This window comes from Accumulibacter sp., assembly GCF_016789985.1.
Lineage (GTDB): Bacteria > Pseudomonadota > Gammaproteobacteria > Burkholderiales > Rhodocyclaceae > Accumulibacter.
Map to the genome: position 1 here is coordinate 1 of NZ_JAEUOL010000192.1, position 2,528 is coordinate 2,528.

2 protein-coding genes and 1 pseudogene are annotated in these 2,528 nt (G+C 64.7%); all 3 read left to right on the forward strand.

Annotated elements, in window-relative coordinates:
* Positions 1-1,214 (forward strand): ABC transporter ATP-binding protein (locus tag JNK99_RS11350; protein WP_291852980.1); only part of this gene is annotated, 1,214 nt, incomplete at its 5' end.
* Positions 1,211-1,684, forward strand: coding sequence for a DUF1854 domain-containing protein (locus JNK99_RS11355; protein WP_291852983.1), 474 nt, complete (start codon positions 1,211-1,213; stop codon positions 1,682-1,684). The genes JNK99_RS11350 and JNK99_RS11355, both read left to right, overlap by 4 nt.
* Positions 1,685-1,845: 161 nt before the next feature.
* Positions 1,846-2,528, forward strand: a pseudogene (locus JNK99_RS11360) (cyanophycin synthetase); the annotation flags it as partial.

Genomic DNA, 2,528 nt, shown 5'->3' on the forward strand with positions numbered 1-2,528 from the left:
TCTGGGCGGAAGTCACCAACGTGCTGGCCGACACCATTCCCGGCATCCGGGTGGTCAAGGCCTTTGCCCAGGAGGCGCGCGAGGCGGCGCGTTTCCGTGCCGCCAATACCCACAACCTCGAGGTCAATGACCGGGTGAACAAGGTGTGGTCGCTGTTTTCGCCGACCGTCACGCTGCTCACCGAGTTCGGCCTGCTGATTGTCTGGGCTTTCGGCATCTGGCAGATCGCCAGAGACCAGATCACGGTCGGTGTCCTCACCGCCTTCCTCGCCTACATCAGCCGCTTCTACCTGCGTCTCGACTCGATGAGCCGCATCGTGTCGGTGACGCAGAAGGCGGCGGCGGGGGCGAAGCGCATCTTCGACATCCTCGACCATGTGTCGAGCGTTCCTGAACCGACCAATCCGGTACACCTGCCCAAGGTTGCGGGAGGCATCGAACTGCGCAGCGTCGGTTTCCGCTACGGGACGCGCAGCGTCACGCGCGACATCAGCCTGGTCATCGAACCCGGTGAAATGGTCGGTCTGGTCGGACATAGCGGGTCGGGCAAGAGCACCATGGTCAACCTGATCTGCCGTTTCTACGACGTCAGCGAGGGGGCAATCCTGATCGACGGGGTGGACATCCGGTCGCTGCCGGTCGCCGAGTATCGCCGGCACATCGGACTGGTGCTGCAGGAACCTTTTCTCTTTTTCGGCACGATCGCCGAGAACATCGCCTATGGCAAGCCCGACGCGACGCGCGCCGAGATCGTGGCGGCGGCGCGTGCCGCACATGCGCACGAATTCATCCTGCGCCTGCCGCACGGTTACGACTCGCTGGTTGGCGAACGCGGTCAGGCGCTTTCCGGTGGCGAACGCCAGCGCATCTCGATTGCCCGCGCACTGCTCATCGACCCGCGCATCCTGATTCTCGACGAGGCCACCTCGTCGGTCGACACGACGACCGAGAAGGAAATCCAGAAGGCGCTCGACAACCTGGTGCGCGGGCGGACGACAATCGCCATTGCGCACCGCCTGTCCACCCTGCGCGATGCCAATCGTCTGGTCGTGCTCGACCGTGGCAGCGTGGTCGAGGTCGGCAGCCACGAAGAGCTGATGGCCTGCGAAGGACATTACTACCGCCTCTATCAGGCACAGGCGCGCAACGTGGACACCGAGGAAGAACTGCGTCGCATGGAGCTCGATCCCAGGAACGAGGGAGACCGCGAATGACCGAACGCCCGGACTATCAGTTGCGCCGCAACGCCTTCGGGCGGCTCGAACTCACCGGAGCCGACGGCGAGACGCACGAGGGGGTGGTGCCGGTACGCGCCTTCCCGATCAGCGCACCCGACGATGGCCTTGCTCTGGTGGATCCTTACGGCCATGAGCTGGCCTGGATCGACCGGCTTGCCGAATTGCCGCAGGATCTGCGCATGCTGCTCGAAGCCGAACTGGCGGGACGCGAGTTCATGCCGGTGATCAAGCGCATCGTCGGTGTGGCCAGTTTCGCCACGCCGAGCACCTGGGAGGTCGAGACCGATCGCGGCACGACGAGTTTCGTCCTCAAGGGTGAAGAGGACATCCGTCGGTTGACGCCACCGGCCCTGCTGATCGCCGACAGCCATGGCATCCATTTTCTGATCCGCGACCGCCATGCGCTCGATCAGCACAGCCGCCGGATTCTCGACCGCTTCCTGTGAGCCGGACCAGGTGAATTCTTGCCCATGCAGGTCAGCCGATTGGTGCCGGCGGCGTTATTGCCACGATGATTGCATCATCATGCCGGCCCGGCCGCTGGTCCGACGGTCCTGCCTTTTCCCGCGCCGCCGCGGGTCAACCCTCCCGTGAATGGACTGACGCCATGAAAAACAAAGACATCAAGTTTCTCGAGATCCGCTACCTGCGCGGTCCGAACATCTGGACCTACCGCCCGGTGATTGAAGCGGTGGTCGATATCGGCGAGCTCGAGGATTTCCCGTCGAACACCATCCCCGGGTTTCCGGAACGCCTGACGGCCCTGCTGCCCTCACTGATCGAGCATCGCTGCAGCTACGGGGAGCGTGGCGGCTTTCTGCGCCGCGTGCAGGAGGGTACCTGGCCAGCCCACATCCTCGAACACGTGACGCTCGAACTGCAGAACCTGGCCGGCATGCCAGGTGGCTTCGGCAAGGCGCGCGAAACTTCGACACGCGGCGTGTACAAGGTGGTGGTGCGTGCCTGGCATGAGGACGTCACCCGAGCCTGCCTCTTTGCCGGCCGCGAACTGTTGCTGGCGGCCATCCGGGACGAGGCTTTCGCTGTCGCCGCCAACGTCGAACGGCTGGCCGACATGGCCGAGCGCAAGCTGCTCGGCCCGAGCACCGGCTGCATTGTCGAAGCGGCCACCGCCAAGGACCGGCGCATCCCGGCGATTCGCCTGCTGGCGACCGGCAACCTGGTGCAGCTTGGTTACGGCGCTCGCAGCCGGCGCATCTGGACGGCGGAAACCGACCGCACCAGCGCGATTGCCGAGGGTATCTCGCGCGACAAGGATCTGACCAAGAC